At 74.1% G+C, this 24,808-nt stretch carries 20 protein-coding genes; 3 read left to right on the forward strand and 17 right to left on the reverse strand.

Annotation, left to right across the window (positions count from 1 at the left end):
* Positions 1–27: 27 nt before the first annotated feature.
* The 9 genes from ACYVOO_RS32630 to ACYVOO_RS32670 form a co-directional block, all read right to left on the reverse strand.
* Entirely contained in the window at positions 28–1,242 is a 1,215-nt protein-coding gene (locus ACYVOO_RS32630) for an acyl-CoA dehydrogenase family protein (RefSeq protein WP_461019322.1), read from the reverse strand.
* Positions 1,239–3,704, reverse strand: coding sequence for a molybdopterin-dependent oxidoreductase (locus tag ACYVOO_RS32635; RefSeq protein WP_461019323.1), 2,466 nt, complete (start codon positions 3,702–3,704; stop codon positions 1,239–1,241). Before ACYVOO_RS32635 ends, ACYVOO_RS32630 begins: the two co-directional genes overlap by 4 nt.
* On the reverse strand, positions 3,701–4,732 hold the full coding sequence (locus ACYVOO_RS32640) for an ABC transporter ATP-binding protein (RefSeq protein WP_461019324.1): 1,032 nt from the start codon (positions 4,730–4,732) through the stop codon (positions 3,701–3,703). Before ACYVOO_RS32640 ends, ACYVOO_RS32635 begins: the two co-directional genes overlap by 4 nt.
* Positions 4,729–5,868, reverse strand: coding sequence for an ABC transporter ATP-binding protein (locus ACYVOO_RS32645; protein WP_461019325.1), 1,140 nt, complete (start codon positions 5,866–5,868; stop codon positions 4,729–4,731). Before ACYVOO_RS32645 ends, ACYVOO_RS32640 begins: the two co-directional genes overlap by 4 nt.
* Complete coding sequence (locus ACYVOO_RS32650; RefSeq protein ID WP_461019326.1) at positions 5,846–6,766, reverse strand: ABC transporter permease; 921 nt, start codon at positions 6,764–6,766, stop codon at positions 5,846–5,848. Before ACYVOO_RS32650 ends, ACYVOO_RS32645 begins: the two co-directional genes overlap by 23 nt.
* A complete protein-coding gene (locus ACYVOO_RS32655) occupies positions 6,763–7,881 on the reverse strand; it encodes an ABC transporter permease (protein ID WP_461019327.1) in 1,119 nt (372 codons plus the stop codon). Before ACYVOO_RS32655 ends, ACYVOO_RS32650 begins: the two co-directional genes overlap by 4 nt.
* Positions 7,878–9,494 carry an ABC transporter substrate-binding protein gene (locus tag ACYVOO_RS32660; RefSeq protein WP_461019328.1) on the reverse strand — a complete coding sequence of 539 codons (1,617 nt, stop codon included), beginning with the start codon at positions 9,492–9,494 and terminating at the stop codon, positions 7,878–7,880. The genes ACYVOO_RS32655 and ACYVOO_RS32660 overlap by 4 nt, the downstream gene beginning before the upstream one ends.
* A gap of 522 nt (positions 9,495–10,016) precedes the next feature.
* Positions 10,017–11,039 (reverse strand): DsbA family oxidoreductase, encoded by a 1,023-nt coding sequence (locus ACYVOO_RS32665; protein WP_461019329.1) that lies wholly within the window; start codon positions 11,037–11,039, stop codon positions 10,017–10,019.
* A gap of 6 nt (positions 11,040–11,045) precedes the next feature.
* On the reverse strand, positions 11,046–11,534 hold the full coding sequence (locus tag ACYVOO_RS32670; protein ID WP_461019330.1) for an RrF2 family transcriptional regulator: 489 nt from the start codon (positions 11,532–11,534) through the stop codon (positions 11,046–11,048).
* Positions 11,535–11,682: 148 nt separating this feature from the next.
* Here ACYVOO_RS32670 and ACYVOO_RS32675 point away from each other — a divergent pair, with 148 nt between their 5' ends.
* Positions 11,683–12,228: a cupin domain-containing protein gene (locus ACYVOO_RS32675; protein ID WP_461019331.1), complete on the forward strand. Its 546-nt coding sequence runs from the start codon at positions 11,683–11,685 to the stop codon at positions 12,226–12,228.
* On the opposite strand, the gene ACYVOO_RS32680 is transcribed toward ACYVOO_RS32675, so the two are convergent.
* Entirely contained in the window at positions 12,158–13,501 is a 1,344-nt protein-coding gene (locus ACYVOO_RS32680; RefSeq protein WP_461019332.1) for a PucR family transcriptional regulator, read from the reverse strand. The genes ACYVOO_RS32675 and ACYVOO_RS32680 overlap by 71 nt on opposite strands.
* A 321-nt stretch (positions 13,502–13,822) precedes the next feature.
* On the opposite strand from ACYVOO_RS32680, the gene ACYVOO_RS32685 reads away from it, so the two are divergent.
* A complete protein-coding gene (locus ACYVOO_RS32685; RefSeq protein WP_461019333.1) occupies positions 13,823–15,037 on the forward strand; it encodes a helix-turn-helix domain-containing protein in 1,215 nt (404 codons plus the stop codon).
* Positions 15,038–15,094: 57 nt separating this feature from the next.
* Here the strand turns inward: ACYVOO_RS32685 and ACYVOO_RS32690 are convergent, their stop codons facing one another.
* Together ACYVOO_RS32690 and ACYVOO_RS32695 are read right to left on the reverse strand one after the other, a co-directional pair.
* The gene (locus ACYVOO_RS32690; RefSeq protein ID WP_461019334.1) at positions 15,095–15,724 is read right to left on the reverse strand and encodes an MBL fold metallo-hydrolase; all 630 of its coding nucleotides are present in this window, start codon (positions 15,722–15,724) and stop codon (positions 15,095–15,097) included.
* On the reverse strand, positions 15,724–16,809 hold the full coding sequence (locus tag ACYVOO_RS32695; protein WP_461019335.1) for an S-(hydroxymethyl)mycothiol dehydrogenase: 1,086 nt from the start codon (positions 16,807–16,809) through the stop codon (positions 15,724–15,726). The genes ACYVOO_RS32690 and ACYVOO_RS32695 overlap by 1 nt, the downstream gene beginning before the upstream one ends.
* Positions 16,810–16,990: 181 nt before the next feature.
* On the opposite strand from ACYVOO_RS32695, the gene ACYVOO_RS32700 reads away from it, so the two are divergent.
* Positions 16,991–18,361: an MFS transporter gene (locus ACYVOO_RS32700; protein WP_461019336.1), complete on the forward strand. Its 1,371-nt coding sequence runs from the start codon at positions 16,991–16,993 to the stop codon at positions 18,359–18,361.
* Between the two features lie 49 nt (positions 18,362–18,410).
* Here the strand turns inward: ACYVOO_RS32700 and ACYVOO_RS32705 are convergent, their stop codons facing one another.
* From ACYVOO_RS32705 to ACYVOO_RS32725, 5 genes are all read right to left on the reverse strand, one after another.
* A complete protein-coding gene (locus ACYVOO_RS32705; RefSeq protein WP_461019337.1) occupies positions 18,411–19,724 on the reverse strand; it encodes an alpha/beta fold hydrolase in 1,314 nt (437 codons plus the stop codon).
* A 153-nt stretch (positions 19,725–19,877) separates the two neighbouring features.
* A complete protein-coding gene (locus tag ACYVOO_RS32710; RefSeq protein ID WP_461019338.1) occupies positions 19,878–20,942 on the reverse strand; it encodes a M29 family metallopeptidase in 1,065 nt (354 codons plus the stop codon).
* A gap of 51 nt (positions 20,943–20,993) precedes the next feature.
* Positions 20,994–22,607 carry an OPT/YSL family transporter gene (locus ACYVOO_RS32715; protein ID WP_461019471.1) on the reverse strand — a complete coding sequence of 538 codons (1,614 nt, stop codon included), beginning with the start codon at positions 22,605–22,607 and terminating at the stop codon, positions 20,994–20,996.
* A gap of 282 nt (positions 22,608–22,889) precedes the next feature.
* A complete protein-coding gene (locus ACYVOO_RS32720; RefSeq protein ID WP_461019339.1) occupies positions 22,890–23,747 on the reverse strand; it encodes an IclR family transcriptional regulator in 858 nt (285 codons plus the stop codon).
* A gap of 214 nt (positions 23,748–23,961) precedes the next feature.
* Positions 23,962–24,756 (reverse strand): SDR family NAD(P)-dependent oxidoreductase, encoded by a 795-nt coding sequence (locus tag ACYVOO_RS32725; protein ID WP_461019340.1) that lies wholly within the window; start codon positions 24,754–24,756, stop codon positions 23,962–23,964.
* Positions 24,757–24,808 lie beyond the last annotated feature (52 nt).

Below are 24,808 nucleotides of genomic sequence, written 5' to 3' on the forward strand. Positions count from 1 at the left end.
GCCTTTCTGGAACGGGAAGGAACCGGGTTACGGGTGTGGGGTGGCGGATGGGGGTGCCGCGCGGGACAGTGCCGCGCGGCCAGCGGCGACGAGCACGGTGTCGTCCTGGGGCGTGTGGACGCGGGAACACAGCACGTCGCGGTAGTGCCGTTGCAGTGGACTGGCGCTGGCCAGGCCCCTGTTGCCGGTGAGGGACAGCGCCTTCTCGACGGCGCCGATCGCGGCACGCGTGCCCACCACCTTGGCGAGGCCAGCGCGTGCCACGGCCTCCTCGTCGCCCGCGTCGACGCGCGCGGCGAGACCGTCCACCAGCGCCTCGGCCCCCGTCAGGCTCGCCTCGATCTCGCCGACGGCCTCCTGGAAGCGGGGCAGTGTCGCCAGCGGGGCACCGAGCGAGGTGGGGACGCGCTCGTGCAGGAAGCCCGTCAGCCAGTCACGTGCCGCCCCGGCCACACCGAGGTAGAGCGCGGTGAGACCGAGGGCGTTCCACGAGCCGGTGACCGGATCGCGCGAGGGTGCCTCTTCCGGGGTGTGCAGGCCGGTGGTGTGTCCCTCAGGCACCAGGACGTCGTGGAACTCGACGTCGTCGCTGCGGCTGGCGCGCAGTCCCAGGTGGTCCCAGGTCGGATGGACGGTGATGCCGGGCGAGTCGGCCCGTACGAGGAAGGCACCCACGCGCGCCGGGTCCTCGTCCGTACGCGCCCACACCAGCATCCAGCGCAGTCCGACGGCCCCGGTCGAGAAGATCTTCCGGCCGGAGAGCCGCCACCCGCCCCCGGGGACATGGGTGGCCGTGGTCGCGGGCAGGCCGCCGCGCGCTGGTGAGCCCAACTCGGGCTCGACACGCAGGGAGTTGAGCAGTACGGGCCGCCGCGACGACTCCGCCACCACCTCCTCGTACACGTCCTCGGGCCAGTGCCCGAGGCGGGCCTGCGCGGCGTGTGTGAAGAGGGTCATGGCGGTCACCAGTGCCACCGCCGGGTCGCCCGCGCCCAGGGCGCGCAGGATGCGCACGGTTTCGGCGAGCCCGGCGCCGGGGCCGCCGTGCGCTCGTCCGACGGTCGCGGTGAGCAGCCCGGCCCGCCGCACGGTCTCGAAGCCCTCGGCGGGGAACGTGCCCGTACGGTCGTGCTCGGCGGCCCGCGCGGACAGTTCGGCGGTGACGCGCTGGAGCGTGCCGGGACTGGCCGCCACCGCCGCAGTCGTGGACGGGGTGCCGGGGGAGGCGTCGGCGAGGGTCAACGGGGGCTTCCTTCCGTGGAGTTGGCCGGATGGCGCGGGACGTGCTGGGCGGCGGGCCGACGGGGTTCGTGGTCCTCGGAGCCGCGAGGTGCCGGACCGCCTCCGTCCCCCCGCCGCTCCGCGCGCACCATGCGCGGCGGCGCGTGCACGGTGACCGGCGGCGCCTCGCCGCTCCAGCGCTCCGCCTGTACGAGGGCGTGCTGTCCGGCGCAGCCCTGCGAGAGCCGGGAGGCGGGCACGTCGGCGGTGAGGACGTTCGGGTTGCCGTGGACGCACAGTGGGGGATCGTCGTGCGCCTGCGCACCGGCGGTGGCGGGCGGCAGCGGGTCGAACCAGGCGCCGGTCGCCAGTCTGACCACCCTCGGCCGTACGGCGTCCGTCAGCACCGCGCCCGCCAGGCACGCGCCACGGTCGTTGAAGAGGCGCACCACGTCCCCGTCGCGGATGCCGCGCGCGGCGGCGTCGTCGGGATGCAGCCACACGGGCTCGCGCCCCGCCACCTTGGCGGCGCGGCTGACGGCGCCCACGTCGAGCTGGCTGTGCAGCCGGGACTCCGGCTGGTTCGCGATCAGATGGAGCGGGTGGCGCTCGGCCGCCTCGCCGCCCGGCCATTCCTCCGGCTCCCGCCATACGGGGTGCCCCGGGCAGTCGTCGTAGCCGAAGTCCGCGACGGTGTCCGAGGCCAGCTCGATACGACCGCTCGGTGTCGGCAGCGGATGCGCGACGGGGTCGGCGCGGAAGGCGTCGAAGAGCGTGAAGTGGGTGGGGCCCTCCGGCAGCCGCACCTCACCGGCCGCCCAGAACGCGTCGAAGTCCGGCACACAGCGCGCACTGGGCGACGCCCCCTCGGCCCCGGCCGGCCCGTCCGCGCGCCACTCCTCGTAGAGGTGCCGCAGCCACTCGCGCGCGGTACGTCCCCGCGTGAACTCCCGTACCGTCGCCAGTCGTTCGGCGAGGGCGGAGAAGACGGCGTAGTCGTCGCGGGCCTCGCCGACGGGGGCGAGTGCGCGGCGCATCGCGATCAGATGGGTGTCGCGCCGCCCGCCACCGATGTCCTCGCGCTCCTGGCCGGTGGTGGCGGGCAGCACGATGTCGGCGTGCCGCGCTGTCGCCGTCCAGTGCGGCTCGTGGACGATCACCGTGTCGGGCCGCCCGAACGCGCGCCGCAGCCGCCCGAGGTCCTGATGGTGGTGGAACGGGTTGCCGCCCGCCCAGTGGACCAGCCGGATGTCGGGGTAGGTGTAGCGGGCCCCGTCGTAGTCGAACTCCTCGCCGGGGTGCAGCAGCAGGTCGGCGATACGGGCGCAGGGGATGAAGTCCGGTACGGGGTTGGTGCCTTGGGGCAGCGTCGGGAGCCGCAGTCGCGGGCCGTTGTCCCCGACGTCGCCCATGGACCCGTAGCCGTGCCCGAACCCGCCCCCGGGGAGCCCGATCTGACCGAGCATCGCGGCCAGGGCCAGCCCGGCCCACACCGGCTGTTCGCCGTACGGGGTGCGCTGGAGCGACCACGTCACGGTGACGAGCGTGCGCGAGCGTGCCATGTCCCTGGCCAGTGCGCGGATGTCAGCGGCCGGGATCTCGCACAGGGGCGCGGCCCACTCGGCGTCCTTGGCCGCACCGTCGGCCTCGCCCCGCAGATACGCGGCGAACGTGCCGAAGCCGCTGGTGCAACGTTCCAGGAAGGCACGGTCGTGCAGGCCCTCGGTGAGGAGGGTGTGTGCCAGCGCCAGCATCAGCGCGGTGTCGCTGCCGGGGACGACGGGGTACCAGCGGGCCCGGATGTCCTCGGGCAGGTCGGTGCGCAGCGGGCTGACCAGCGCGGCCCGCACCCCGCGCCCGGCGAGGGCGCGCAGTGCCACGGGCGCCGAGTGCCGGGTCACGCCGCCGGGCGTCACGTACACGTTCTTCTCGGGGATGCCGCCGAAGGCCACGATCAGCTCGGTGTTCTCGATGACCGTCGGCCAGGACGAGGCGGCACGCAGCACCGCGTCCGCGTCGCCCACCACGTGGGGGAGCAGCACATGGGAGGCGCCGAGGCTGTAGGAGTCGCGCGAGGAGGTGAAGCCGCCCAGCGTGTTGAGGAAGCGGTGGAGCTGGCTCTGCGCGTGGTGGAAGCGACCCGCGCCGCCCCAGCCGTACGAGCCGCCGAACACGGACCGCATGCCGTGCTGTGCCCGTACCCGCGCCAGTTCGCCCGCCACCAGGTCCAGCGCCTCGTCCCAGCCGACCTCGACGAACGGCTCCGCGCCCCGTGCCCGCGTGGGCCCTGGCCCGTGCTCCAGCCAGCCGCGCCGGATCGCGGGCCGCCGCACGCGGGTGGGGTGCGTCAGCCCGTCGGCGACATTGCCCAGCAGGCGCGAGGGCGCCGGGTCGCCGGGGTGCGGGGTGGTCTCGACGCGGCCGTCCTCGTGGACGCGCACGCCGAAGGCGCCCCAGTGGGAGGTGGTCGGCACGGTGCTCACGAGGGTGCTCCGTTCCGTGTCTCGTCCCGTGCGGCGACGCGCTCGCGCCACGAGGGTGCGTGGTGGCAGGCGGCCTCGCGGCCCCCGGTGTCCTGACGGGGGAGCGGCGCCGTACGGCAGTCGTCCGTCACGAAGGGGCAGCGCCCCGCGAACCCGCACCCCGCCGCCCCCGCCCCTGCCCCTGCCCCTGCCCACTCCGGCGCCGGGCCCGAGGGCCGCAGCAGTGCGACGGGCGGCCCGTGCTCGGTACGGACGCTCGGCGCGGAGGCGAGGAGCAGCGCCGTGTACGGGTGCAGCGGACGCTCGAACACGGCGCGCACGGGCCCCTGTTCCACCAGGCGGCCCCGGTAGAGCACCGCGACCCGGTCCGCGATGCCCGCGAGGGAGCTGAGATCGTGCGAGATGATCACGATCGCCATGCCCTGCTCGCGCCGCAGCCGGTCCAGCAGCGCCAGCACACGGTTGCGGTTCGACGCGTCGAGCGCGCTGACGGGCTCGTCGGCGATCAGCAGCCGTGGCCCGGTCACGACGGCGCGGGCCAGCAGTGCCCGCTGCCGCTGGCCGCCGGAGAGCGCGCCGGGCAGCCGGTCGGCGAGCGCCGGGTCCAGGCCGACCGTGCGCAGCGCCTCGTCGACGCGTGACGTCAGCTCCGCCTCGCCGAGCCCGCCCGCCACCGCCAGTGGCTCGGCCACGCTCTGACGTATCGTCAGGTCGGGGTCGAGGGCGCGCAACGGGTCCTGGAAGGCGTACTGGAGCCGCCCCGTACGCCGGAACTCCCGCAGCCCGCGCCCCCGCAGCCCCGTCAGCCGCCGCCCCTCGAAGGAGACGTGGCCCGAGCGGGGCGCGGTGAGCCCGACGGCGGTACGGGCGAGGGTGGTCTTGCCCGAGCCCGTCTCGCCGATGACGCCGAGGATCTCGCCCTCGCGTACGTCGAGGTCCACGCCGTCCAGTACCGGCGCTGCCCCGGAGGTGCGGCGCCCGAACGCGACGGTCACGCCGCGCAGTTCCAGCAGGGCTGCGGTGCTCATACGGCGGCCTGCCGTTCCGGCGCACCGTCACCGGAGCCCGCCGCGACACCCTCCGGGGAACCGGACAGCTCCAGCTCCCCGGCCCGCACGCACCGCACCCGGTGCCCCGGCACGGCCTCGCGCCACGGCACGGGGCCCGCCGTGCACGCGGGCGCCGCGAAGGCGCACCGGTCGGCGAACCGGCAACCGGGCAGCTCGGCCCCCGCCTCGGGCGGGGCGCCGGGGATGACGTCGAGTTCGCGGCGCGACCAGTCCCCGACGGACGCGACACGCAGCAGCGCCTCGGTGTACGGGTGCCGCGGCCGGGTGAGCACCTGCTCGGCGGGACCGTCCTCGACCAGCTCTCCGGCGTAGCACACCAGGATGCGGTCGCAGACCTCGGCGACCACGGCAAGGTCGTGCGTGACCAGGAGCAGCGCGAGGTCGTGCTCGTGGCGCATGCGCGCGAGGAGGGCGAGGACCTCGGCCTGGACGACGACGTCGAGCGCGGTGGTCGCCTCGTCCGCGACCAGCAGATCGGGCGCGCAGGCGGCGGCGACGGCGATCAGGACGCGCTGGAGCATGCCGCCGGACAGCTCGAAGGGATAGCGGTGGTAGACGTCGGCGGGGTCGTGGAGGCCGACGGCGTCGAAGAGCGCGACGGCGCGCTCGGCCGCCTCGGACCGGCCGAGGCCGAGCTTGAGCCGCAGCGGTTCGGCGAGCTGGCGGCCCACGGTGAGGGACGGGTTGAGGTAGGAGGCCGGGTCCTGGAAGACGGCGCCGATGCGGGTGCCGCGTATCCGGTCCCACTCGCGGCGCGAGAGGCCCGTCAACTCCTCGTCGCCCAGGGCTATCCGCCCCTCGGACACGTCGCAGCCCGGCGGGAGCAGGCCGAGCACGGAGCGGCAGATGAGGGTCTTGCCGCTGCCCGACTCGCCGACGAGGCCGACGGCCTCGCCGCGCCGTACGCGGAAGCTCACGTCCCGCACGGCGCGGGCACGCGCGGAGGAGATCGTCACGGCGAGACCGTCGACAGTGAGCACGGGTGCTTCGGGGGTTCCGGGTGCTTCGGGCTCCGTGGGCTCCGTGCCCCGTACGGGCGCCGCGCTACGGGGAGGGGCCTCGGCCGGGGCCTCAGCGGACGGGGAGTGCGGCATCGGCTGCACGCTCCTTGTCGGTGTCGTCGGCGGTGTCGTCGTGCGCGCCCGGCGCGGAGGCGGCGGCGGGAGTGGCGGTGTCCGTCGCGGAGCCCGCGTCGCGCACCGCGTCAGCCAGGAGGTTCAGCGCGCCCGTGGTCAGCACGATCAGCGCGGCGGGGAAGAGGGGCGCCCAGGGCTGGAGGGCGAGGAAGCCCAGGTCGGTCGCGAGCATGCCGCCCCAGGTCGCGGCGGGCGGCTGGACGCCCACGCCGAGGAAGGTCAGCGAGGAGACCACCAGCAGGCAGGTGGCCAGCGCCTGCGCCGCCGTCACCACCAGGGTCGGCAGGATCTTCGACGCGATGTGCGTACGCAGCACGCGCCACACCGAGGCCCCGAACAGCTCCGCCGACTCCACGTACTGCGCCTGGCGCAGCCCGAGCGCGGCGGCGCGGGTCATCCGGAAGAACAGCGGCGAGTACAGCACGCCGAGCGCCAGCATCGCCTGGTGCATGCCGTTGCCGAGCGCGCCGACCACGGCGATGGCGAAGATCGTGAACGGCAGGGTCATCAGCGCGTCGGCGGCCCGCTGCGCCAGCCACTCGACGGCGGGCCCCAGCCACAGCGAGGCCAGCCCCGGCAGCACGCCGACGGCCATGGCGGCGGCCACCGCCTCCACAGCGCCGAACACCGAGCGGCCCGTGCCCTCCAGCAGACGGCTGAGGACGTCGCGCCCCAAGTAGTCCGTTCCCAGCGGGTGTTGGGCGCCGGGGCCCTGGAGCATGTCGTGGGGGTGCTGGGCGAGCGGGTCGTACGGTGCCAGCCAGCCGCCCGTCACCGCCAGCGCGGTCACGGCCAGCAGGACCAGCAGCGCGGCCTTCGCCGCGCGGGTGCGCCAGGCCAGTCGCAGCGCTCTCATGAGGCGTCCCCCCGGCCGTTCTCCCGGCCCGTGGCACCGTCGGCGTCGCTGGCCCTGGCGGTCGCACCGCGGCGCCTGGCCGTCGGATTGAGGGCGAGGAGCAGGGCGTTGACGGCGATGTTGACGACCAGCACCACGGCGATCGTCACGAGCAACGTCCCCTGGATGACGGGGATGTCGTGCTGCTCCGCCGACTGGAGGGCGAGCTGCGCGAGACCTGGCAGGGCGAAGATCTGCTGGGTGACGACGGCGCCGCCCAGCAGCATCGGCACGCTCATCCCGAGCGCGGTCAGAGCGGGCGCGGCGGCGTTGCGCAACGCGTGCCCGAACAGCACACGCCGCGCTGAGAGCCCTCGCATCACGGCGCCGGTCACGAAGTTCTCCTGGAGCGTCCCCACCAGCGAGGTGCGCAGTTGCCGCGCGATGGCAGCCGCGGCCTCCAGACTGAGCGCAGCGGCAGGCATGATCGTGAACGTGAGCCACCGCACGGGGTCCACGTCCAGCGGTACGTAGCCGCCCGCCGGGAGCAGCCCGAGCTTCAGCGAGAACACCGTCACCAGGACGATGGCGACGACGAAGCCGGGCAGCGTGCCGAGCAGGGTGCAGGCCGCCGTGACCGTGCGGTCCAGCCTGCTGCCCGGCCGCAGCGCCGCCGCGATCCCGGCACCGCCCCCGAGCAGCACGGCGATGAGCAGCGCGAGCCCCGCGATGGACAGGTCGACGGGGAGGGCCTGCGCGATGCTGTCGGCGACCGGGATGGTGGTGAACCAGGAGCGGCCCAGATCCCCGGTGAAGGCGTTGCCCAGCCACGACAGGTACTGCACGACGAGGGGCCTGTCGAGCCCGAACTCGTGGTTCATGCGGGCGATGTCGGCGGGTGTGGCGGTCTCGCCGAGCACGGCGGCGGCCGGGTTCGCGCCGGACAGCGCGCCGAGGCCGAAGGTCAGCGCCGAGGAGAGCAGGAAGACGGTGCCCGAGACGAGGAGTACACGGACGAGGGAGCGCGGTGCCCGCGCGAACCGTCGCCCGGCGGCGCGCACGGCGACGCCTCCCGCACGCCCGGCGCCCCCGGCACGCCCGGTCCTCTCCGGCAGGCCCGTAGCGGTCGCGCTCACGCGGCCTTCACCCCCTCGAAGCGCTGCACCACGGGCAGCCGGGGTATCGCGGAGACGCCGGGGTGGCGGGCGAGGACGCGCGGCACGGTGTAGAGGAAGACGTTCGGCATGCTCCGCACGGCCACCCCCGTCGCCTCGCGCAGGACCTGCCCGTAGCGGGGCGAGTCCACCGGGGTCCTGCGCACGGCGCGGGTCGCCGCGTCGAGTTCCGGTGTGGTGCGACGGGAGGGGTTCATCAGCCCCTCCTCGCCGAACAGCACCTGGAGCGTCTGGACGGCGGACTCCCGTCCCGCGAACTGGTCGATGTAGAGCGCCCGCGAGTGCTGCACGTAGACGAGTTCACTGGCCCGCGACTCCGGGATGACCTCGATCCGGGTGCGGAAGCCGACCTCCTCCAACTGGGCCTGGAGCTGCTCGGGTATGCCCTGGGCCTGCTGGGTGGTGAGGGTCAGCTCGACGCCGCCCTTGCCGCGCCCGGCCCGCTTCAGCAGCCGCCGCGCCCGCTCGGGGTCGTGCCGGTACGCGTCCTGGAGCCCCGGATCGTGGCCCGCGTAACCGGGCGGGAACGGCTGGAGGTTGACGGTCCCGTGCCCGAACTGCTCGGCGTCCAGCAGCGCCTGACGGTCCACCGCGTACTTCAGCGCCTCCGCCACGTCGGGATCGTCGAAGGGCTTCATCGAGGTGTTGACGTCCAGCACGCGCACCACCATCGACGGGATGAGCTGCACCTTCAGACCGGCCGCACGCGCGGCCGATACCTGGCTGAACGGGATCTGCGCGACGTTGAGCCGCCCGGACTGGAGGGAGGCGAGCGCGGTCGTCTCGTCGGGCGCCGGGTACGCCTCGAAGCGGTCGACGGTGATGCGGTCCGCGTTCCAGTAGCCGGGGTCGCGGCGCAGACTCGCCATGGAGTTCTGCGCGTAGGAGAGCAGCTCGAAGGGGCCGTGTCCGACGGGCGCGGTGGCCAGCGCCGCCTCGTCCTTGCGGAAGGCGGCCGGGCTGACCACCATGCCGGTCTTGCCCGCGAGGAGCGTCGGCAACTGGTAGTCGGTCTCGGTGAGTTCGAGGACGACGGTGTGCCGGTCGGGCGCTTCGACGCGGCCGATGCTGGTGAGCTGGGAGGCGATCAGCGACTTGGGGTGGTTCTTGCCGCGCTCGATGCTCGCCTTGACGGCCCGCGCGTCCACGTCCGTCCCGTCGGAGAACCGCAGCCCGTGGCGCAGGGCGAAGGTGAGGGTGCGGCCGTCGTGCGCGTAGTGCCAGGAGCGGGCGAGCGCGGGGACGGCGTTGCCTTCGGCGTCGAGCTGGGTGAGGCCCGAGTAGACGAGGGAGAGGAGATGCACATCCCAGCCCTTGGAGGAGAACACCGGGTCCCAGGAGGAGGGCAGGTCCCAGCCCCAGCGCAGGGTGGTCGCCGAGCCGCCCGCAGCCGCGGTGGTGGCGACCCCGCCGCATGCGGACAGCAGCAGCGAGGCCCCGGCTCCGAGACCGAGCCCCAGCGCGGCGCGACGGCCCGGCGCGGCGCGCGGCGGCTGCGGGGGCGGTGAGGGGGACGGTGGCGGGGGTGGTGGGTACGGCGGGGACGAGGGGTCGGGCGGCGCGGGGGCGCTCATGGGTGAACGTCGCCTTTCGTGGTGTCCGCGCACGGCACGGCGTGGTCGCGGGCCCGTACGCGCAGCCGCGTCCCGGCGCACCGAGGGCACTACGGGAGCTGTGAGCTCGAGCTGTACGGACGTACGCGAGGACGCGACGGCCCGGCCCAGGGGGCGGGGCTCGACGCGGCCGTGCGGCGAGAGGAAAGGGGAGGAAAGAAAGGGGGGAGAGGGATCTCTGGCCGTCGCGCGCGGCCGCGGTGCCCGGACGAAGGGGCGGTCACCGGTTTCCGGCCGGGGGCCGGAACGGAAACGGAGGGGCCTGCGCGTCAGAAGAGGGCGGCGGTCAGAGACAGAGCGCGCTACAGGTGCGCCGGAGGTCCACATAGCGGCACACCACACCGGGGTGCGTCGGAATCATGCGCTCATACTGTCCCGGCGACGACGTCGCCGTCAATGGATACCTTTTGATGTCTCATTGGCTAAGACGCGGACGACCTGCGGGTTTCCCATGTCGGGCGGATCGCGGGGGAGTTGGCGTCCTCACGTGATCGCTTCGTCCGGGTGCAGCCACAGTGCCCCGTTGCCGGTCTCGAACCGCACGGCGTGGGCCGGGGGAGGGGAGCCGTCGGTCAGCAGCTCCCACTCTGGCTCCGTCATGCTGCGGTACCGCTCCAGTGCCTCGTGCGCGCCGCACGGCCGCGCGGGCCGCGTCGCGGAGCCGTGCCCGGATCCGGACCCGGAATCCGAGCCGGAAGCGACGGCGTCCAGTGCGGCCACGTACTCCTCGGGGGCGCGCCAGCCGGGCACGACCACGGTGCCGGACGGACCACGCACGACGAGCGTGGGCAGCGAGTACCGCACGCCCACCTCCAGCTCCTTGACCCCCGCGCCGTGCGGATGCCGGGCGGGGGCACGCAGCGACCGCGCCTCGGGCAGCGGGTCGCGCGCCTCGTGCCAGTCGTCGCGCACGGCGTCGAGCGTCGCGGGCTCGGCCATGCCGGCGCGCAGCCGCGCGGTGTCGAGCCCCTTGACGCCGTCGACCGCCTCCAGCACGCGGTCCACGGTGTCGGCGGGTGTGCCCCGTACGAACGTGGACTCGCGCAGCCGTCGCAGCACCCGCTCGGCGACCTCGGGGCCCTGCTGCTCGGCGGCCTTCGCGGCGAGCGAGGCGGGCCAGCTCGACGAGGCCACCCACTGGAGCCGGGAGGTGAAGGGGGCGCGGGTGTGCCGCGCTGTGCGGGCGATGAAGCCCGCGTACCAGGACGCCTCGGCCGCCGGGTCGGGCGGCGGGTCGTCATCCTCGTCGAAGAGGATGCCGAAGACGCGGCGCCAGGTGGCCAGTCCGCGCGTCCGCTCCCGCAGGAGGCGGAACGTGGGCTCGCAGCCCCAGGCCCAGGGGCAGGCGGGGTCGGTGTACTCGGTGATCTCCACCCGGAGCCCGCCCCCGGCCGCTTCGTCCCCGGCCCCTTCGCGCTGGGCGGGTACGCCGGGGAGCGACGGGGGTGAGGGGGCTGACGGGGCCGAAGGGTCGGGGGCGTGTGGCACCGGGTGCGCGGGATCCATGCCCGGTCACCCGGCCGTGACGGGGGCGGCCCCCACGGCGACAGGGCGGGGGGACCCCGCCGCTCCTTCGCCATCTTCGCAGCCCTTGTCACCGCTCACGTCGCGCACCAGATCCCTGAGCGTGGTCCTGCCGAGCAGCTCCCCCACGTACGTCTCCACGTCCCGCCACACGCCGGGCAGCCGGGCCGCCGCGCCGGGGTAGTCCAGGGTGCCGGGTGCCTGTCCGCGCAGGGTCAGCAGCTCGCCGTCCACGGCCGTGACCACTTCGGCGAGGCTGATGGCGACGGGCTCGCGGGCCAGCCAGTACCCGCCCTCGCAGCCGCGCTGGCTGCGCACGAGACCTGCCGCGCGGAGGTCGCGGAAGACCGACTTGAGGAACCGGAAGGGAATGTCCTGGGACGTGGCTATCGCCTCGCACGTGAGCGGCCGTGCGGCGTCCGCGGCCAGCTCCGCCAGTGCCCGGACCGCGTAGTCCGCCTTCGCCGAGATCTGCATGCCCTCCATTATTGCCACGGCCGCGGGCACGGCGGGCGGGCCTCGTCGGATAACAGCAGTCGGACCGGTTCCGGAAAGAGCACGTTATCGCTGGTCAGAGAATGGACACTTATTGACATCCTTTTTTCGGGTTCTTACGGTCTACGCCATGACCACGACCCCGCCCGAGCAGGGGCACGACGCGTTCCACCCGCACCTCCACGACACGGCGGCCCCGGGCGACGGCACCCCGCTGCGCCGGCGCCTGCACCACATCCGCGCGGACGGGCTCGACGGCGACACGGCGCAGACCGGCGGCATGCGGCGCTTCGCCGCCGTCAGCGGACAGACCGTCGGCTCCGAACGGATCTGGATGGGCCAGACCCACGTCGCCCCCGACACGTCCTCGGCCAACCACCACCACGGGGAGTCGGAGACGGCCATCTTCGTCGTCAAGGGACACCCCGAGTTCGTGTTCCTCGACGACGGCGGCGGCGCGGGCCCGGCGGAGGAGATCCGCCTGCGCACGGCGCCCGGCGACTACATCTTCGTCCCGCCCTACGTGCCCCACCGCGAGGAGAACCCCGACCCCGACGACGAGGCGGTCGTGGTCATCGCCCGCAGCACCCAGGAGGCGATCGTGGTCAACCTGCCGCACCTCTACGTGCTGGGACAGGGCGACGGGGAGGCCGACGGGGAGGCACAGGGCCGGTAACGGGCGCGGGCGCCGGGCCCCCGGGGCGCGCCCGCCCGCGCAACCGCACGGCCTGGAGGGCCAGTTGGAGCGCGAACCGTTCCTCGTGCGAGGAGAGGCGGTCGCCGTAGGCCGCCTTGAGCTGACGCATCCGGTAGCGCACCGTTTGCGGGTGTACGGCCAGGCGCTCGGCTACCTCCGTGGTGCTGTTGCCGCTCTGGAGCCAGCACAGCAGCGTCTCGGCGAGCCGTTCCCGCTGCGGTGAACGGACATCCCGCAGCGGCAGCAGACAGCGCTCGGCGAGGGCGTCCACGAGTGCGCCGTCACGCAGCAGGAGCAGCGTCGTCAAGTGGTCGGCGCAGCGCAGCAGTCCGCCGCTCGGGAGCACGCCGCGACGGGCGAGGTCCAGCGCGTCCACCGCCCAGCCCAGGGAGCGGGCGCCCTCGGTGAGCGCCACGGCGGGGCCCATCGCGGCACGCGTCCCGCGCAGCGCTGAGGCGACATCGCGTCGGCGGCCCGCGCTGTCCGGGTCGGGCACGACGATGAGGCCGCGCCGCCCCTCGAAGCGGGTCAGGAACCCGGGCGGCACCATTGGCCCGCGCCGCCAGGCCCCGGCACCTGTCCCCGTCCCCGTCCCCGTCCCCGTTTCGGTCTCGCGCCCCGCCTCCGGCTCGTGGTCGAGTTCGGCGACGACGACGGCCAGCCGCTGCGGCAGCCGCCACTGCGCCGCGCGGGCCCGTGCGTCGAGGGCGCGGAGCGAGACGGGCGGGGAGGAGGTGAGCAGGGTGACCAGGTGGGCGCGCCGCCGCCGCAGTTCACCTGCCGAGCGCAGCCGCACCTCCTCGTAGCCGGTGGTGGCGGCCCGGCTCAGCTCGTCGAGCTGGAGGAACAGCAGCTCGCCGAAGGCAGCGACCGCCTCCCGCGGCAGCGGGTCCATGATCTCGGGGGCGTTCATCCGGCGCCAGACCACCTGGGTACCGACCCGGATCGCCGCGTGCAGGGATTCCAGGCCGCGCCCCTCGTCGGCCTCGGCGTGCCCGAGCCGCCGGTAGGTCGTCATGACAGGGCCCGTGTCGGCGTCCGTGGCGGCCATCCTGGCGAGGAGCCCGTCGAGAGCCTGCTCGGCGCCGCGTTGCAGCGCGTGCGTGTAGGTGGCGTCCAGCGGGCGCGCGTAGGCGGGGATCCTGCGGCGGACCGCCGTGACGATCTCCTTGGCGATGTCCGCGACGTGCAACCGCACATGGTCGCGCAGTTCGGCCGGGACCCGGACCCGGTACGGCACTCGGTACGGCATGGGCACACTCCCCGCACTCGGCGAGAGACACCTGCGACGAGAACCGGCGGACGGAACGGGCGGCAGGCTCGGCCCGCCATACGCTGGACCAGCCGCACCGCGGACACCAGAGCCATGGCGCGCCCCGCCCCGGAATTCCGCACTCCGGTGACAGATCCGCGGCCCCGTCACTCATCCGCGTGAGCCCTGCCCCGTCCCGCCGTAGCCGCGCACCCGCACCGTCGCCCACTCGGACCGGAATTCCCCTGTCTGCGCGGGAGGCCGCGCTGTTGACTGTCTCCCGTCTCCTCGCCTGCCCCCTCAGCCTTCCCGGAGCCCCCCATGGAGCCCACAGGTGACGTGCTCGCCCGCTGGCCCTGGCGCGAGGTGCCCGTGCTCTTCGCCGACGTGCTGCGCCCCCGGGTCGAGGAGATCGCCTCGGAGATGCAGGCGACGATCCGGCACGAGGTACGTGTCTACCGGCAGCCGGAGCACTCCGCGGTGGGCCGGGACGTGTCGGCCGCCGTGCACTGCGCGCTGCGCCAGTTCGTGGAACTCACCGAGAACCCCGACAGCCCGCAGGGCCACCACGAGCTGTTCTTCCAGCGCCTGGGACGGCTGGAGTACCTCAACGGCCGTACGACGGACGGTATCCAGGCCGCCTACCGCGTCGGCGCGCGCGTCGCCTGCCGCCACTACGTACGCCTCGCGCACGCCGCCTCGCTGCCCCCGGAGACGGCCCTGCCGGTCACCGAGGCGGTGCTCGCGCACATCAGCGCGCTGTCCGACCTCGCCGTACGGGGCTACGCCGCGGCCCGCGCCCACGCCGCCGGGCAGACGCAGCGCAGCCGCCGCGCACTGGCGGCGCGCCTGCTGGAACAGTCGGCCATGCCGCGCACCGAGCCGCTGTCCGCGCTGGCCGAGCAGGCGAAGTGGCCGCTTCCCGAGTCGGTGGCCTGCCTCGTGATGGGCCGCGCCGGAGGCGGCGGGCACGTGCTCGCCGCCGCCGGGCTCGACGAGGACGTCCTGGTCCTGCCGCAGGGCGGCGAACTGCTCCTCGTGGTCCCCGACCCCGAGGACGGCGGCCGGCTGGACCGGCTGCGGGCCGCCGTGCGGGAGTACGCCGCCGCGCTGGGCCCCACCGTCGCGCTGGACGAGGCGTGGCTCTCCGCGTACTGCGCCCGCCTGGCACTCCGGCACCGGAGCGACCTGGGCGCGCCCGCCGACGTCCCCCTCGTCGCCGCCGAGCACCTCCTCGACCTGCACCTGCTGTCCGGCGCGCACATGGGTCGGCTGATGGCCGACCGGCTCACCGAAGCGCTGCGCGCGCTCCCGCCGGGGAAGGCGGCCCGGCTGGCCGACACCCTCGAAGCACTGCTCACGTCGTGGGGACGCACGGCCCCCGAGGTCGCCGAGGCGCTCGGGGTGCACCCGCAGACCGTACGGAAGCGGCTGCGGCAGCTCGACCAGCTCTACGGGGAGCGGCTCGGCGACCCCGCCTTCCGCACCGGCGCGCTGCTCGCCCTGCGTACGAGGGCGCTGACGCGGCAGCGGTAGCCGGTGGCGGTAGCGGTGGCGGAGCCGTAGCGCGCGGCGGGCCCGGGAGGGGTCCGCTCAGTGCCCCCTGTCGACCCACTCCTGGAGGTGCGGTGCCTCCGCGCCGACCGTCGTGGAGTCGCCGTGCCCCGTCCGCACGACGGTCTCGGGCGGCAGCGTCAGCAGCCGCTCACGGATGGACTCGATGATCGTCGGGAAGTGCGAGAACGACCGCCCGGTGGCGCCGGGGCCGCCCTGGAAGAGGGTGTCTCCGCTGAACACGGTGTCCAGGTCGGGGCAGTGCAGACAGACAGCGCCGGGCGCGTGCCCCGGGGTGTGCAGCACCGTCAGCACGGCACCGGCCACCGCGATGGCCTGCCCCTCGTGCAGTTCCCCGTCGGGGGAGCGGTCCGGGTGGGTCTGCCGCCACAGCGGGAGGTCGTCCGGGTGCAGCAGGATGGGCGCCCCGGTGCGGTCGGCGAGCGCGGGTGCCGCGTCGATGTGGTCGTTGTGCCCGTGCGTGCACACGATCGCGCGCAGCTTGCGCTCTCCGACGGCCTCGGCGATGGCGTCCGCGTCGTGCGCCGCGTCGATGACGACGGCCTCACGGTCGTCGCCGACGATCCACACGTTGTTGTCCACGTCCCAGGAGCCGCCGTCCAGCGAGAACTGGCCGGAGGTGACGAGGTGGTCGACGCGCGCCGCCATCAGAGCACCACCACCGAACGCAGCACGTCGCCCTCGTGCATCCGCTCGAAGGCGTGCTCGACCTGGTCAAGCTCGACGGTCTCGGTGACGAAGGCCGCGAGGTCCAGGCGGCCCTGGAGGTAGAGGTCGATGAGCATCGGGAAGTCCCGCGAGGGCAGACAGTCCCCGTACCAGGACGACTTGAGCGCGCCGCCGCGCCCGAAGACGTCCAGCAGCGGCAGCTCCAGTTTCATGTCGGGGGTGGGCACCCCGACCAGGACGACGGTCCCGGCCAGGTCGCGGGCGTAGAACGCCTGCTTGTACGTTTCGGGGCGGCCGACCGCCTCGATCACGACGTCGGCGCCGAAGCCGCCGGTCAGCGCGCGCACGGCCTCGACGGGGTCGTCGTCCCGCGAGTTGAAGGTGTGCGTGGCGCCCATCGACTTGGCGGTCTCCAGCTTGCGGTCGTCCACGTCGATCGCGATGATCTTCGCCGCGCCCGCCAGCCGCGCCCCCGCGACGGCGGCGTCACCGACACCGCCGCAGCCGATGACGGCGACGGAGTCGCCGCGCCCCACCTGCCCGGTGTTGATGGCCGCGCCGATACCGGCCATCACCCCGCACCCGAGGAGCCCGGCGACGGTGGCCGGGGCCTGTGCGTCCACCTTCGTGCACTGGCCCGCAGCGACGAGCGTCTTCTCCGCGAACGCGCCGATCCCCAGCGCGGGGGACAGCTCGGTGCCGTCGGTCAGCGTCATCTTCTGCTCGGCGTTGTGCGTGTCGAAGCAGTACTGGGGCCGCCCGCGCAGACAGGCGCGGCACTGGCCGCACACGGCACGCCAGTTGAGGATCACGAAGTCGCCCGGCGCGACCTCGTCCACGTTCTCGCCCACGGACTCGACGACGCCGGCCGCCTCGTGTCCGAGGAGGAAGGGGAAGTCGTCGTTGATGCCGCCCTGCTTGTAGTGCAGGTCCGTGTGGCATACGCCGCACGCCTGCACCCGCACCACGGCCTCTCCCGGGCCCGGATCCGGGATCACGATCGTCTCCACCCGCACCGGTTCGTCCTTGCCCGGAGCGATGACTCCGCGTACTTCCTGCGCCATGCTCGCGCCCTCCTCATGAGTCGGGGGAGGCCGTACCGCCCCCTTGCGGACGTGCGGCTCCATGAGATCACGCCGGAAGGGGGCGCGTCCCCGTGCCGTCCCTGTGCCGTCGCGGTGGCGTCCCCGTGCCCGGTCCGTGGGTCCGTTGACGGCGCGGCGACAATGGATGCCGACCATATGGATGTACGACGAAACAAAGAGGACCAGGACCGCCGTGGACACCCCCAGAAGAGCCGCAGGAGATGACGCGGCGGACGACATACCGGCGCGAGAGCCCGAGACGGGGCCGGAGCCCGAGCGGAAGCGGAGCGGCTGGCGGCGCTGGGCGATGGACACCCGGCCGTTGCGGCACCCCGCCTTCCGCCGCCTGTGGACCTCGACCACGATCACCGCGGTCGGCAGCCAGCTCACCGCGGTCGCGGTGCCCAAGCAGGTCTTCGACATCACGGGCTCCTCGGCCTGGGTGGGCTACGCCAGCTTCGCCGGGCTCGTCCCGCTCGTCGTCTTCGCGCTGTGGGGCGGCGCGGTCGCGGACAGCGTCGACCGGCGCAAGCTGCTGCTGGTGACGAACGCGGGGATCGCCGTCACCTCGCTCCTGTTCTGGGTGCAGGCGGCGCTCGGCATGGAGTCTGTCTGGCTGCTGATGGTCCTCCTCGCCCTGCAACAGGCGCTGTTCGGCATGAACGCACCGGCGCGCAGCGCGTCCATCGCCCGCCTCGTGCCCGCCTCCGAACTGCCCGCGGCCAACGCGCTCGGCTCGACCGTCGCGCAGACCGGCATGGTCGTGGGGCCCCTCCTCGCGGGCGCGCTGATACCCGTCATCGGACTGCCCGAGCTGTATCTCGTCGACAGCCTCGCCCTGTGCGCCGCCGTGTGGGCGGTGTGGAAGCTGCCCGCGCTGCCGCCGCTGCACGGATCGGGGGAGGGCGAGGGGAAGCGGCGCGCCGGGTGGCGCGAGGTGGCCGCGGGCTTCCGCTACATCGCCGCGAGCCAGGTGCTGCTGCTGTCCTTCCTCGCCGACGTCATCGCCATGGTGCTGGGCATGCCGCGCGCCCTGTTCCCGCAGCTCGCGGCCGGTACGTACGCGTCCTACGGTGAGGGCTTCGCGCTCGGCCTGCTGTTCGCCGCGATCCCCTTCGGCGCGGTGGCGGGCGGACTGCTCTCGGGCACGTTCTCGCGCGCCCGACGGCACGGGCTGATGGTGATCGGCTCGGTGGTGGTGTGGGGGCTGGCCGTCGCGGGGTTCGGGCTGAGCGGCAGCCTGTGGTGGGCCGTGGCATTCCTCGCGGTCGGTGGTGTGGCCGACATGGTGTCCATGGTGTTCCGGGGCGCGATCCTCCAGTCGGTGGCCACGGACGACATGCGGGGCCGCATGCAGGGCGTGTTCACCGTGGTCGTGGCGGGCGGGCCCCGGCTGGCCGACCTCTTCCACGGCACCGCCGGCTCCGTCTTCGGCACGCGCACGGCGGTCACGGCGGGCGGGCTTCTCGTGGTGGTCGCCATGCTCGCGCTCGCGGTCGCGATGCCCGCGCTGCGGCGCTACCGGATCTGACCCGGCCCCCTCCGTGGGGAGGGGCCGGGGGACCGGGCCCGTTCCGGGATCAGATCTCGCCGCGTGCCATCGCCAGCAGCCGGTCGAGGACGCCCGCGTCCACACGTACGCCGTCGTGCGCGTGCGTGTTGGTGATCCACGGCCGCAGCCCGCGCACCGCGTCCGCCGTCTCCAGCGCGTGGTCGCGGTCGACGAACATGTCGTCGTAGTAGACGGCGGCGACGACCGGGACCTCGTTCGCCGCGAGCCGGTCGAGGTCGTAGAGCGCGGGCCAGTCCGCGCGCTCGGCCAGCAGATGTGCCGCGTCGCGCAGCGGCACGAGCGCCGGGTCCTCGTCGAACTGCCAGGGGTAGATCATCTCGCCCGTGAAGCGCAGCGGCCCGTCCGTGTCCGGCGCGAAGGCGGGGAACTCCTCGCGCACCCGGTGCGCCGACCAGGCCGTGGGGCTGCCGCCCTGCGCGTAGATGGGCTCGTGCAGCACCGCGTAGAGGGGGCGCTGGGCGAAGGAGACGGTGGCGTCGACGCCGCGCAGGAACGTGTCGGACAGCTCGGGGCCGTGCGGCCCGGTCACGAACGCGCCCTCCAGCAGATAGTGGAGGGCGTCGAAGCTGGACGCCTGGCCGAAGTTGATGCCCATGGTCTGGAAGCGGCGCACGCTGAGCCGTTCCCCCGACGGCATCCGCACGTCGTGCGCCGCCAGGTGCGCCGCCACCTCGTCGGCGAGGCGCTGGTCGCCGGGGTAGCGGTCGAAGTAGCGGGCGTTCTGGGCAAGGGTGCGGGCGTAGGCGGCGCGGTAGACGTCGTCGGCGTGCCCGGTGAGGGTGGGCAGCCCGCCGGTGACGAGGACCTGGTCCAGGCCCTCGGGCGCCAGGCTGAGATACGTCAGCGCGCAGAAGCCGCCGAAGCTCTGGCCCAGCACGCTCCAGGGCCGGTCGCGCTCGCGCTCCCCGTGCCGCTGCTCGTTGAGGTGGCGGCGCAGCAGTTCGGCGTCGCGGACGATCGAGTCGGCGCGGAAGTGGCCCAGATAGGCGGCCGTCGCGGCGGCGTCCCCGTGCACGGCGAGGGTGCGCCGGTCGGCGGGGGTGCTGCGGCCCGTGCCGCGCTGGTCCATCAGCACCACCCGGTAGTCCTTCAGCGCCCGCCGCAGCCACGCGCCCGCCGCGTGGGGCCGCTCGGCCCGGCCGCCGGGACCGCCCTGGAGCCACAGCAGCAGGGGCAGCGCGTCCCGCTCTCGGCCCGCCGCCGTCACTTCGCGGGCGAACAGGGTGATCGACGGCCCTTCGGGGCGCGCGTGGTCCAGCGGCACGTCGAGGGTGTGGTCGGTGCAGACGAGGCCGTCGTGGCGGTAGGGGGCTGTGGTCATGGTGGCTGCTCCAGCGGTCGGCGGGACGGACAGATGGTACGTACGCGGCGCGCGCGTACGGGCTGGCGGGGTGCGGGCGTACGGGTGAGGTGTGCGCGTACGGGTGGGGAGGGACCGGCGACCGGCCCCTCCCCACCCCGTGTCCGCGCGGTGTCAGTAGCCCGCGACGCCCAGTTCGCGGCAGATCTCCACCAGCTCCGGGTGCACATAGCGCCCGTCCACCTCGATCGCCTCACCGTCGAGGTAGAGGGAGGGGCCGAGCACGCTGCCGTCGGTGTGTGCCGCCGCGACCCACGGTTCGCCGCCGATCCACGCGCCCTTCGTGCCGATGCCCAGCTCGACGCAGCCGAAGACACGCTCGTCCTCGACGATGCGCCCTGTGGGCGCGAGCACGCCCGGGTTGAAGCCCAGCGACCAGTGCGCCACCCGGAACATGTTGGGGTCGTCCCAGGACTCCATCCAGCGGCGGAAGGTGTCCGCGTCCTGGCCGCCCTCGATGGCCGTCACCACGCCCTTCTCGACGGTGCAGCGCACGGGCGAGCGCAGCAGACCCAGCTCGTCCGGCGGCCACAGGGCACCGTCGAAGACCAGGACGCCGTCCTGGGTCTCCTCCAGCGGGTTCCAGGAGATCTGCCCGGAGAGCATCACCGTCTCGCCTGGCTTCTCGGCGGGCTTGCCGCGCAGGTTGACCGGCCGGTCGCCGTTGCGGCCCGTGATGTCGGTGCCGTTGGCCGAGGTGATGCGCACCTCGTCGGCGGCCTCCAGCAGCCGCACCAGTGCCTTGCCCAGCCGTATGACGCCCTGGAAGTCGGGGCGTCCGACCGTCGCGACGAGCATGTGCACGTCCATCGCGGTGAGGTTGGTGTAGCGGCAGCCGTTCGCCATCGCGGTGCGGAAGGCGTCCGAGTGCATCAGGTACGAGACGGCGAACTCGATCCACACGTCGGCGTCCGCGATGGCACCGGCGACGGGACGCGGCGGCTCCATGGACGAGCCCGGCAGGGTCTCGTACCAGACGACGACGGGGTGCGCGCCCGCTGCCGCGACGGCCTGCGCCGTGGCGTCGACGACGCGGCGGTCGCTGCTGGTGTCCCCGGTGAGGACGACGTGCTCGCCCGGCTTCACGAGCATGACCTGCTCGACCAGCTTGCGGGCCGCGAGGGCGAGTTCGAACCCGAGGTACTCACTGCGGGGTTCGAGTCGGCTGTGCATCTCCATGGTGCTCTTCTCCTGGTAGGGAACGGGGTCGGGGGAGTACGGGAGTGGTGGTTACTTGGCGCGGAGGATCTGCGCGGAGTCGCCGAGCGAGCTGCCCGCGATGAGCCCGGCGCCCACGAGGTTCAGCTCGGTGTCGGCGGAGGGGCCGCGCAGCCTGCGGTAGACGACGCGCACGGCGAGCGCGGCCAGCACGAGCCAGCAGGCGTGCGGGGTGAGGATGAGCAGACCGGTCGCGAGCATCACGCCCATCTGGCGCCGGGGGCCGCCCAGAAGCTGGATCAGCGCGCCGGGCACGGCCCACAGCAGCATGGTGCGCAGCACGCCGGGTTCGCCGAGCCCGTGCCGCACGGTGTCCGCGTAGACGGTGGCGACGGGCGGGATCAGGCCCTGCCGGAAGTAGGACTGCCACAGCAGCGCGACGACGGCGAGCGCGGCGGCGAAGCCGATCAGCGCGGCCCGGAACTGCTCGCGGCGGCCCTCGCGCTCGTACGGGTCCCACGGGCGGTGGTCGCGCCGCAGCAGCCACCCCGCCTTGAGGTCGTAGCCCATGTCGGCGAACGCGGGCCCAGTGGCGGAGACATAGCCCACCAGCAGGGCGAGCGGCACCGAGGGGATGCCGATGAGGAGCCCTGCGACGAGGAAGATCAGCGTGACCGCGAACGAGGGGAACCAGCCGGACTGCATGGCCGCGAGCCCCACGATCAGCTCGTGCACCAGGGCCGCGAAGGCGGCGAACAGCACCCAGCCGAGCAGCCCCGGCAGGCTCATCTCACCGAGCAGCCCGCCCGCCACCGCGAGCACGACGGCGCCCGCGGTGAACAGCGCGTACCCCTTCAGCAGCGAGGCACGCAGCGCCCGCTCGTCCACGGTGTACGCCGCCTCCGGCGCTGTCTCCGGTGCTGGCTCCGGTGCCGTCGCCTCATGCGCCGCCGCATCGGACGGCCGCGTACCGGCGCCGCCCTTCCCGCGACGGCGTACGAGCAGCACCACCGCCTGCCCGAGGGCGACGACACCGGCGCCGACCATGACGCCGTGCGGCACGTACCCGGTGCCGAGGTCGGTGCCGAGCAGACCGGGCCCGAACTCGCGCAGCCCGAGGCCGATGCCGAACATCAGCAGCGCCCAGATGTTGCCGAGGAAGGCCACACCGGCGGCCGAGAGCGGCAGGCTGACGAGGGTTCCCGCGAGCCCGACGAGGGTGCCGCCCGCGAGGACGACGGCTCGCTTGCCGCCCTGGTCACCGGCCTTGATCGTCTCGGCGGCCGCGGTGCCGGGCGGCCACGCCGCGTCGGCGGGCAGCAGCCGTGAGCCGAAGGAGCGGTACAGCACCCAGGCGTCGACGAGCAGCCCGATGAAGGCCCCGGCGAGCATCGGCCACACCAGATCGCGGCGGCCGAAGACGTAGGGCACGGCCACCGACGTCAGCAGCGCGTTGGCCGCGGCGAAGGTGGCGGCCGAGATGGCGCTCTGCGCGAGGTTCTGACGGTGCACGGAGCGCATGCGGCGCAGCCCCGCGAGCGGGATGCGCCCGATCAGCATGGCGATGAGGGCGCCCACGACCGAGGTGTTCGCCGAGATGCCGAGCTTGGCGACCAGATCGACGCCGATGACGGCGCCCACCACGGAGAGGACGGCGAGGAGGACGAAGAGGAACGGTTCGCGCACCCGGGGGTGGGACGCGGCGGCCTCAGAACCGGAGCCGGAGCCGGAACCGTCGCGTGGCGCGTGCGGTCCGGACGGGCCTTCTGGTGGTGCGGGGAGAGACACGGGACACCTCTTCACGAGGGCGGGCACGAGGGCACGAGGGCATGACAGGGGAAGGCGACGGCCGTGCGGGTGCGCGCGCCGCGGGGTGGAGGCGCGCGAGGGGTGCCGTCGGCACGGGGAGAACCGGTGGGACCGGTGGAGTGGCGGGTGGCGCGGGGGTGGGCGCCGGGGGCGGGAAGGTCAGGCCCCGAAGGCCGCCGTCGCCTCCGAGGCACCGTCGAGCACGAGCCCTGTGAGGTCCCCGGCCGACCGGGAGACCCGGTGCGCGGGGCCGATGACGGTGAGCGAGGCGGCGATGCTCCCGGCCTGGAAGACGGGCGCGGAGACGGCGGTGACCGCCTCGTCGTACTCGCCGTGGCTGACGCTGTAGCCGTCGGCGCGCACCCGCTCGTAGCGCTCCAGCAGCGTGTCGAGGCCGGTCACGGTGTGGTCGTTGAAGCGCTGGAGCGGCGCGGCGCCGAAGATCTGCCGGATCTCGGGCTCCGGGTAGTAGGCGAAGATCGCGTGCCCCGAGGCCCCGGCGTGCCCGGGCATCAGGGCGCCGACGATGGCCGTGTAGCGGACGGGTCCGGTGCCGTCGACGGCGGCGGCGCAGCGGTAGCCGCCGCCGTTGGGCACGTTGAGGACGACGCTCTCGCCCGTCTCCCGCAGCAGCCGGGCGAGCACGGGCCTGACCAGGGAGGGCAGCACGCCGCTGTGCTCGCCGACCCGCGCCAGCCGGGAGACCGCGGGCCCGAGCCGGTAGCGGCGCGTGGTGCTGTCGCACAGCAGGAACCCGCGCGCGGCGAGCGTCGTGAGCAGCCGCTGTGCGACGGCCTTGTCCCAGCCGTGGTGCCTGGCCAGTTCGCTGACGCCCCACTCGGGGCGCTGCTCGGTGAAGGTGAGCAGGACGACCAGGGCCCGGTCGGCGGTCTGGAGGACGCCCTGCTGCGGCGCCTGCGCCCGCGCCGTCTCCGCCCGCGTCTGCGTCTCCGCGTCGGCTCGCGTCTCCGCGTGCGTCTGCGACCGCGCCCGTGCCCGCGTCTCCGCGTGCGCCATGCGCCCACCTCCTGCTGTGCCGGTGCCGGGCCGTACGCCCGGCTTGCTGCCGCTCGATGACCGGCGGGGGTGTGCCGCCCCGCCCGGTGCGCTCAGCGCAACGGTGTTGCGTTGTGAGGCGAGAACTATGTGCACGAGGGCGGGACGTGTCAAGGGTTCGGCGGGCCGGGATTCGGCGGGCCGGGGTTCGGCGGACCAGGGGCCCAGGGGTGGATCAGGGCACGATCGAGTCCACGTAGCCGCCGTCGACGCGTACCGCCGCACCCGTGGTGGCCGAAGCGAACGGCGAGCTGAGGTAGACGACCATGTGCGCGATCTCCTCCGGCTCGATGAGCCGCTGGAGGAGGGACTGCGGCCGGTGGACGCGCATGAACTCGCGCTGCGCCTCTTCCCAGGGCAGGTCGCGGTCGACCAGCTCGTAGACGAAGTCCTCGACGCCCCCGGTGTGCGTGGGCCCCGCGATCACCGAGTTGACGGTGACCCCGCTGCCCGCCGCCTCCTTCGCGAAGCCGCGCGAGACGGCCAGCAGCGCCGTCTTGGACATCCCGTAATGGATCATCTCGGCGGGGACGACGAGGGCCGAGTCGCTGGCGATGTACTGGACACGCCCCCACGACCTGTCCGCCATGCCGGGCAGATAGGCGCGCGTGAGCCGGACGGCGGCCAGGACGTTCACCTCGAAGTAGCGCCGCCACTCGTCGTCGGTGATCTCCAGTGCGGGACGGGCGCCGAAGATGCCGAGGTTGTTGACGAGGATGTCCGCCTCCGGCAGCTGCCGCAGCACGTCGTCCGTGCCCTCGTCGGTGGACACGTCCCCGGGCGCGGCGACGAACCTGCCGCCCGGGACCTCGGCGCCGAGCCGTTCCACGGCCGCGTTGACGGACCGCTCCGTACGCCCGTTGACGCCCACCCGCGCCCCGGCCCGCGCCAGTCCGGCGGCGATGGCCGCGCCGATTCCCTGGGTCGATCCGGTGACCAGCGCGGTCCTGTCGGTGAGATCGATGTGCACGTCGTGGAACCTTTCCGCACGAGATGCCCCCGGCAGCCGGGGGCGGGGCTCC

Source organism: Streptomyces daliensis (genome assembly GCF_054782395.1).